Origin of the sequence: Flavobacterium magnum (genome assembly GCF_003055625.1) — a bacterium.
Lineage (GTDB): Bacteria > Bacteroidota > Bacteroidia > Flavobacteriales > Flavobacteriaceae > Flavobacterium > Flavobacterium magnum.
Genome location: NZ_CP028811.1, coordinates 3,456,696 through 3,464,207, shown reverse-complemented (window position 1 = coordinate 3,464,207; position 7,512 = coordinate 3,456,696). Strand labels below are relative to the sequence as shown.

8 protein-coding genes are annotated in these 7,512 nt (G+C 46.8%); 3 read left to right on the top strand and 5 right to left on the bottom strand.

Translation table 11 applies throughout. The features are described from left to right. The first annotated feature begins 190 nt into the window (after positions 1-190). Positions 191-601, top strand: coding sequence for an acyl-CoA thioesterase (locus HYN48_RS15140; protein ID WP_108373222.1), 411 nt, complete (start codon positions 191-193; stop codon positions 599-601). A 14-nt stretch (positions 602-615) separates the two neighbouring features. On the opposite strand, the gene HYN48_RS15135 is transcribed toward HYN48_RS15140, so the two are convergent. The 3 genes from HYN48_RS15135 to ribD are packed head-to-tail and all read right to left on the bottom strand — an operon-like array spanning position 616 to position 2,841. After that, a complete protein-coding gene (locus tag HYN48_RS15135; protein WP_108373220.1) occupies positions 616-1,233 on the bottom strand; it encodes an IMPACT family protein in 618 nt (205 codons plus the stop codon). Continuing rightward, entirely contained in the window at positions 1,230-1,841 is a 612-nt protein-coding gene (locus HYN48_RS15130) for an HAD family hydrolase (RefSeq protein ID WP_108373218.1), read from the bottom strand. Before HYN48_RS15130 ends, HYN48_RS15135 begins: the two co-directional genes overlap by 4 nt. Beyond that, positions 1,819-2,841, bottom strand: coding sequence for a bifunctional diaminohydroxyphosphoribosylaminopyrimidine deaminase/5-amino-6-(5-phosphoribosylamino)uracil reductase RibD (ribD, locus tag HYN48_RS15125; protein WP_108373216.1), 1,023 nt, complete (start codon positions 2,839-2,841; stop codon positions 1,819-1,821). Before ribD ends, HYN48_RS15130 begins: the two co-directional genes overlap by 23 nt. 61 nt (positions 2,842-2,902) lie before the next feature. Between ribD and prmC the strand changes: the two genes are divergently transcribed. Continuing rightward, on the top strand, positions 2,903-3,745 hold the full coding sequence (gene prmC, locus HYN48_RS15120) for a peptide chain release factor N(5)-glutamine methyltransferase (protein ID WP_108373214.1): 843 nt from the start codon (positions 2,903-2,905) through the stop codon (positions 3,743-3,745). A 2-nt stretch (positions 3,746-3,747) separates the two neighbouring features. Here the strand turns inward: prmC and HYN48_RS15115 are convergent, their stop codons facing one another. Further along, a complete protein-coding gene (locus tag HYN48_RS15115) occupies positions 3,748-4,980 on the bottom strand; it encodes an ABC transporter permease (RefSeq protein ID WP_108373212.1) in 1,233 nt (410 codons plus the stop codon). A 122-nt stretch (positions 4,981-5,102) separates the two neighbouring features. Between HYN48_RS15115 and hisS the strand changes: the two genes are divergently transcribed. Then, the gene (gene hisS / locus HYN48_RS15110) at positions 5,103-6,482 is read left to right on the top strand and encodes a histidine--tRNA ligase (RefSeq protein ID WP_108373699.1); all 1,380 of its coding nucleotides are present in this window, start codon (positions 5,103-5,105) and stop codon (positions 6,480-6,482) included. Between the two features lie 48 nt (positions 6,483-6,530). Here the strand turns inward: hisS and HYN48_RS15105 are convergent, their stop codons facing one another. Continuing rightward, the gene (locus HYN48_RS15105; protein WP_108373210.1) at positions 6,531-7,313 is read right to left on the bottom strand and encodes a T9SS type A sorting domain-containing protein; all 783 of its coding nucleotides are present in this window, start codon (positions 7,311-7,313) and stop codon (positions 6,531-6,533) included. Positions 7,314-7,512 lie beyond the last annotated feature (199 nt).

Sequence of the window (7,512 nt, the reverse complement as noted above, 5' to 3'; positions counted from 1 at the left end):
CTTATTGGCCTAAGTTTTTTGTTAATTTAATGGTTTATCTTACAAAAACGGAAGTGGAAAATCCTCTCATGTTCGGGAGAACAAATATGTGAACAAAATTCTTTAAAAAAAAATAATTCGCAATTGATTTTGTAAAAAAATTATCGTAAGTATAGGGTATTAAAAATGTTAAAATTAGTCTAAATAAAATATGAGAACACATCAGATCGAGGTGCGCGTACGATACGCCGAAACGGACCAGATGGGCGTTGTTTACCATGGCAATTATGCGCAGTATTTTGAGATGGGACGCGTGGAATGGCTGAGAAACCTGGGGATTTCGTACCGATGGATGGAGGAGAACGGCATTATGCTCCCGGTCGTATCCCTCACGATGAACTATAAAAAGCCCGCCAGATACGACGATTTACTGATTGTTAAAACTATCTTAAAAAATCAATCGTCCGTTCGTATAGAATTTGATTATGAGCTGTATAACGAGCAGTCCGAGTTATTAACAATTGCGACCTCCGTACTGGTGTTTGTCGATATGAAAACCGGCCGTCCGACACCCCCTCCTGAGTACATTTCGGAGCGTATTTCGGCGATGGATAAGACGTAAGAATAATTGTTTTGTCAGGGCTTCTTTTGTATGTCGATTTCAAATGCCGATTGGAACTGCTCAAACACATTTTCTGCGGTTTTTTTCCGGCATGAAATTTCCATTTCGCAGTCGTTTTCCATTTTTTGGGAGATGATTTCGAGCTGGTTTTCACGAATCATCCGCATCACTTTGTTGAGGTTTTTGTAGCCGAAACGCAGCTCAAAATGAATCCGGATGACCTTCTCGGTGATGTCAGACTGCTCCAGGGCCATTTGTGCCGTGGTTTTATAAGCTGAAATCAACCCGCCTACGCCGAGTTTGATGCCACCGAAATAACGCACGACAACAACAAGGATATCGGTTACCTTAAAGGACTGTATCTGTCCGTAAATCGGCATTCCGGCGCTGTTGTTGGGCTCGCCGTCGTCATTCGCGCGAAAGGTGACTTTTTCTGCGCCCAATTGGTAAGCATAGCACCAATGCCGTGCGGCATAATGTCGGCTACGGAGCTGCTCAAGGATGGGACGTACTTCTGTTTCAGAGGTTATGGGAAACGCATAGCCGAAGAATTTACTGCCTTTCTCCTTGAAAAGCACTTCTTCTGATGGTTGTAAAATGGTATTGAAAGTGTCCTGTGTCTCTGGGTTCATGCGTTGATGGCCATGAATTTTTTATCGAAAAGATTCACCACATCCTCGTCGGGCTGCAGGTGCCACACATTAATGCCCAATGCGGCCGCGGCATCGGTATTTTCTTTTTTGTCGTCAACAAACAGCGTACGTTTCGGAGAAAGGTCGTGCTTTTTCAGAATGAAGTTGAAGACCGCCGTTTCAGGCTTGCGCATGCCCATCTCGTGGGAATAGTAAACTTTTTCAAAACAACGGTAGAAATCACTTGCAAATGACATCCCAACCTGGCTTTCGAAGTTTTCCATATGGATGATGTCGGTGTTCGTCAGCAGGAAAAGTCGGTATTTGGTTGCGAGCAGTTGCAGGAACTCCAGCCGATATAAGGGGAAATCCCCAATCAGGCTGTTCCACGCTGCTTTGATTTGCGCAATCGTCGCAGTGGGCAGCTGCTGTTTGAAACCTTGAAGGAACGCCTCTTCGGTAATCCTGCCGCGCTCAAAATCGTCATTAAGCCTCAGTAATGCCGTGTTGGGACCGTCTAAGCCCAATTTTTTAAATTCGGCCAGCGATTTTTCCTTGTCAAGGTTGATGAGGACATCACCAAAATCAAAAATAATTGTATTGATCATTGTTCATAAGCATTAAAAGTTCGTCGCCTGAAATGGCGTGCCTTTCATAAACTGTACCGAAAACCTGAGGCGCCCGGACCCCATCACCGAATGACATTTGTCCTTTAAAGATCCTCGCTTCGTCCCAGTACCCGGCATCTATGAATGTCTGCAGCGTTTTTGTACCGCCTTCTATGATCACCGACTGGATGTGGCGTTTGTAAAGAAAGTCCGCCAGTTGTGCCGCAGGATTTTGGGTAAAATCAATGTCGGCCTCAGTAATTACGATGGTTTCAGCCTGATTATCAAATATATGATTTTCTTTTGGAATTCGATGGTGCCTGTCGATAACTATTCTGATCGGGTTGCGCCCGGCCCAGTCACGGGTGGTCAATGTCGGGTTGTCGTCAACAGCCGTTTGCGTACCGATCAGGATGGCTTGTTCTTCGCTGCGCCATTTGTGGACCAGCTGTCTCGACGCTTCGCCGGTTATCCAGACGGGGCTGCTTTGAGTCCTGGTTTTAGGCGCGATAAACCCGTCCGCGGTTTCGGCCCACTTCAGGATAATGTAGGGGCGTTTTTTGTTGTGGAAGGTGAAAAACCTCCGGTTAATGGCCGCACATTCTTTTTCGATTATGCCTACGGTAACTTTTTTTCCGGATGCCACAAGTTTGCGGATGCCTTCCCCGGCGACTTTTGAAAAAGGATCGCTGATTCCGACCACGATTTCGGGTATGCTCCGGGAAATAATCAAATCACAGCAAGGCGGCGTCTTTCCAAAATGGCTGCAGGGTTCGAGGTTTACATAAAGTGTTGACTTTTCCAGTAACGAAGTGTCTTTAACGGAATGTATCGCGTGCACTTCAGCGTGCGGTTCGCCTGCCTTGCGGTGCCAGCCTTCGCCGACGATTATGCCATTGTGAACAATAACGCTGCCCACCAACGGATTGGGGAATGTTGTGCCGAGTCCGTTTTGCGCCAGTTCAAGGCAGCGCTTCATGAATGTTTCGTGGGTAGCCATCACACAAAAATACGGCAAAAATTGATTAGGTTTGTACCCTGAACCATTACTAATAATTCCCTTGAAAATTACCGATTACCGCTCTGGATTTCTGGAAACGCTGACCCCGGTGTACGACAAACACGAAGCAGAGCGTTTTTTCTATTTGATCCTGGAGCAGCTGAACGGGTTGCGGAGGATTGACCTGGCCTTAGATCCTGGCCGCGAGATGCCCGTTGCGCTGTTAGCGGAATGGGATTTGTTGCTCCGCAGGCTGGAACAGGAGGAGCCTGTTCAATACCTGTTGGGTAAAACCTCTTTTTACGGCCTTGATTTTATTGTCGACGAAAATGTACTGATCCCCCGGCAGGAAACTGAAGAGCTGGTTGACTGGATTGTTTCGGAAAACAAAAGACAAAACCTTGCCGTACTCGATATCGGGACTGGAAGTGGATGTATCGCGGTGTCCTTGGCAAAAAACCTCGGCCATGCAAAGGTCTCGGCAATCGATGTTTCCGGACACGCATTGGCTTTGGCGAAAAAAAACGCCGAAATCAACCAGGCCGAAGTGCATTGGTTACAACTTGACATCCTCGAAACTGACAGCCTCTTCGGAAATTATGATGTAATCGTCTCCAACCCGCCGTATGTAAGGGAACTTGAGAAGCACGAAATACGCAAAAACGTGTTGGCTCATGAGCCGCACCTGGCGTTGTTTGTTCCGGATGCCGATCCGCTTGTATTTTATCGTAAAATTGCGTTGTTGTCGCGCACCAGCCTGAGTCCGCGCGGCAGGTTGTATTTTGAAATCAACCAGTACCTGGGAAGCGAAACGGCACAGCTGCTTGAATCCCTGGGATACAGGGATATTGAATTGCGTAAGGATTTCTTTGGAAATGACCGCATGCTGGCCGCCACACTATGAACTTATTCGTAGCGAAGCGCCTCAATCGGGTCAAGTTTAGCTGCCTTAATGGCCGGGTACAAGCCTGAAACGATAGCTACGAGGAAACTTACGACAAATGCCCAGACAATTGCACCCCAGGGTATCACGAAGGCAAAGCCAATCACCGATGAAATCACATAGCCGATCAGCAACCCGATGATCGATCCTACAATTCCCCCCAGTTGACCGATGACCAGCGTTTCTATGAAAAACTGGATTGCAATGGTATTTTTCTTGGCGCCCAGCGCTTTTCTGACCCCGATTTCACGCGTGCGTTCGGTAACCGAAACAATCATGATGTTCATCAAAGCAATCGATGAACCAAAAATCGTAATGATGCTGATCAGGAACGCGGCCCCGTCGAGATAGACCGAAATTTCCATGACCCGGTTGATCAGGTCATCGCTGCGTACCACGCCGAAGTCGTTTTCCTCTACCGGACTCAGCTTGCGCACATCCCTCATCGTGATTGTGGCGTTGTCTACCGCAGCACCCAGCAGTTCATTACGACCCGCCATGACACTGATGGTGTAGTTGGTATTGGGCATTGAAAACAGCGAGCGCGCAATCTGTATCGGGATGAAGACGCGTAGATCCTGGCTGTTGCCGAACGTCGAGCCGCGTTCCTTCAATACGCCTATTACCTTGAACTTTGCCCCGCGAATTGAAATCGTCTTGCCGATGGGCTGGGTATTTTGGAACAGGCCTTTTAGAAAATCCGATCCGAGGATGCAGGTGTAATTGTTGTTTTCGATATCGAATCCGGTGAAGTCCCGCCCAAGCTGGAGTTCGAGCCCTGAATTGGTGATAAACAGGTTGTCTACGCCCATAACGGTAATTTCAGGATCGGTTTTTTCCGATTCGTACCGTACTTCGGCAGCAGAAGTGGCCGAAAAAGACAAAGAGCAGGTCGAAAACGGATAACGGAACCGCTCCTTAAAGTTCCGAGCCTGTTGGAACGTAATGGCAGGATGCGGTTTGATTTCTTCGCTGCTGCGCGAGGAATAATCGTATTGGCTGATCGTGAATGTATTGGCGCCCATCGACGCAAAGTTAGATGTGAGTTCGTTTTCCAATGCAGCGACCACAGTCAGGATTCCCACCAAAGCCATGATCCCGATGGCAATAATCAATACCGTAAGGATTGTGCGGAGCAGTTGGGTTCGGATAGCGCCTAGAGCTACCCTGATATTTTCCCGGAAGAGTTTAAACATGGGTCTGGTTTGCTACGAAATTACGATTTTTGGCTTAAGTTTGCATTGGCAAATCTAATTATAATACATGACGGGGCTGACGACCGCCTCGTATGCAGTTCAGCATCTCAATATTATCATACATGGCACAAAAACCGGGCATCCCGAAAGGGACAAGAGATTTTTCCCCTGAAGAGGTGGCAAAGCGACAATACATTTTCAGGATTATTAAGACCAATTTCGAGCGTTTTGGCTACCAGCCGATTGAAACGCCTTCATTTGAAAATGCGGAGACCCTGATGGGAAAATATGGGGAAGAAGGCGACCGGCTGATTTTTAAGATTCTAAATTCCGGTGATTTTCTTGACAAGATTCCGGTAGAAACGTTAAGCGATAAAAATTCAAGGCAGATCACACCGTTGATTTCCGAAAAAGCACTGCGCTACGATCTCACGGTTCCGTTTGCACGGTATGTGGTGCAGCATCAGAATGATATTGAATTTCCTTTCAAGAGATACCAGATTCAACCCGTATGGCGCGCAGACAGGCCCCAGAAAGGCCGTTTCCGCGAGTTTTACCAATGTGATGCCGATGTGGTTGGGTCAAAGAGTTTGTGGCAGGAAGTGGAATTGGTGCAGTTGTATGATTCCGTTTTCAGTACGCTTGGCCTGGAAGGAGTCACCATTAAGATCAACAATCGGAAGGTCTTATCGGGAATCGCAGCCGTCATCGGCGCCGGCGATAAACTGATTGATTTTACCGTGGCGCTCGATAAGCTGGATAAAATCGGTGAGGAAGGCGTTAAAAAGGAAATGACAGAGAAGGGCATTTCTGCGGAAGCGATTGAAAAACTACAGCCTTTGTTTGGGTTCTCCGGAACGATAGAAGAGAAGTTGGATCAACTCGGGCTCCTTCTCGCAGGTTCAGCTGAAGGACTGAAAGGCGTTGATGAGCTTCGCTTTATTTGTGAGAAAATTGCCGCTTTGGGATTGGACAAGTCCGTTCTCGACCTTGATGTGACGCTGGCCCGCGGACTGAACTATTACACCGGAGCGATTTTTGAAGTCGCGCCGCCGAACGGCGTTTCGATGGGATCTATCGGCGGCGGCGGCAGGTATGACGACCTTACCGGGATTTTCGGACTCAAAGACATGAGCGGTGTCGGCATTTCCTTTGGACTGGACCGGATCTATCTGGTTGTCGAGGCGTTAGGATTGTTCCCTGCAGCCGTTACAGCAACATCCAAAGCACTTTTTGTAAATTATGGTGAAACCGAGGCCCTCTATGCGATGAAAGCGATTATGAACCTGCGGAAATCGGGCGTGCGGACGGAACTTTATCCTGACAATGTTAAAGTAGGCAAACAGTTCCAGCATGCGGACAAAAGGCAGATTCCGTTTGTGGTCATTGTTGGTGACCAGGAGATAAAGGAGGGGAAGTTCACGTTAAAAAACCTAGCGACCGGCCATCAGGATTCAGTCGATTTTTCGCAACTCGAAATGATGCTTACGGACGAGCAATAAAAAAGCTCCTTAGGTAGAGGAGCTTTTTCGAAAGATGCAGATTGATTTTTATTTCAGTAATATTTTTTTGGTGATTCTGCCGTTCGGCGTATCGACGTTGACGATATAAACTCCTGCACTCAGCCCTGAGACAGGAAGATTGATGTTGGTCTGGTCCATTTCAGAGATGTTCCAGGTCACTGTCTTCTGTCCGGTAATATTATACAGGCTAACGGTTGTTGCATTATTGGACGTAGGATTTGAAAGTGCCAACACTTTGTCAGAAGCGATGTAATTGACAGAAATCTTTGCGTCGGCGACAGCACCCGTTCCCAAAGTGGACTGGGTTGAAAAGCGCAGCGAGAACCTGTTATTGAAAGTACCAATGCCGACTGAGGCGGTGAAGGGACCATTCTTGATGTTGAAATACGAGTTGTTGTCGGCATCATAAATGTAGACTTCCTGCGTTGGATCCCAATATTCTGCCGCATCAATATTTATCGAAATGGTGCCAACGGAATTAGAACGTACACCCAAAGGGTAAATCGCGTTCGTATCGTAGTACCCGACACCCTGAATGAAGAGTTCCGTGGTGCCACATAAAAAATAGAAATCATTCGGAAGGTTGAATACGTTGATCGCATCAAACCCGGGGTCAATGCCTTCCGTAGCATTGTCGTTTTCAAAGCCTATAAGGATTTGACGATAAAAGTTATTGTGCGAATGGAAGCCCAAACGGAGTTTTGTAAATGTCTCTTCAGTGAAGTCGTCATCCTGTCCGAATGACTTTGGTGCCACAAACAGCATCCCGACGAGGAATAGGGCGCTGAGGCTTGTGTAGATGTTTTTCATGATTTAGTAGGTTTTATTTTTGCTAAAATTAGGCCTAAAAAATTATGTTAAAAATTCTTTTCGTTGAGTTGCATATTTTCTCGTTGTATGGCGAAAACCACGTATTTTTATGGGGGTTAACATATTGATTTTATTGGGTTTATGGTATCAGTTAATAAGAAAAGGCGTCCAATATACCGGACGCCTTTCTTATTTATAT

Bases quoted from the DNA above. Each gene is read 5' to 3' on its own strand.
- HYN48_RS15140 (WP_108373222.1), top strand. From the start codon at position 191: ATGAGAACACATCAGATCGAGGTGCGCGTACGATACGCCGAAACGGAC.
- HYN48_RS15135 (WP_108373220.1), bottom strand. From the start codon at position 1,233: ATGAACCCAGAGACACAGGACACTTTCAATACCATTTTACAACCATCA.
- HYN48_RS15130 (WP_108373218.1), bottom strand. From the start codon at position 1,841: ATGATCAATACAATTATTTTTGATTTTGGTGATGTCCTCATCAACCTT.
- ribD (WP_108373216.1), bottom strand. From the start codon at position 2,841: ATGGCTACCCACGAAACATTCATGAAGCGCTGCCTTGAACTGGCGCAA.
- HYN48_RS15115 (WP_108373212.1), bottom strand. From the start codon at position 4,980: ATGTTTAAACTCTTCCGGGAAAATATCAGGGTAGCTCTAGGCGCTATC.
- hisS (WP_108373699.1), top strand. From the start codon at position 5,103: ATGGCACAAAAACCGGGCATCCCGAAAGGGACAAGAGATTTTTCCCCT.
- HYN48_RS15105 (WP_108373210.1), bottom strand. From the start codon at position 7,313: ATGAAAAACATCTACACAAGCCTCAGCGCCCTATTCCTCGTCGGGATG.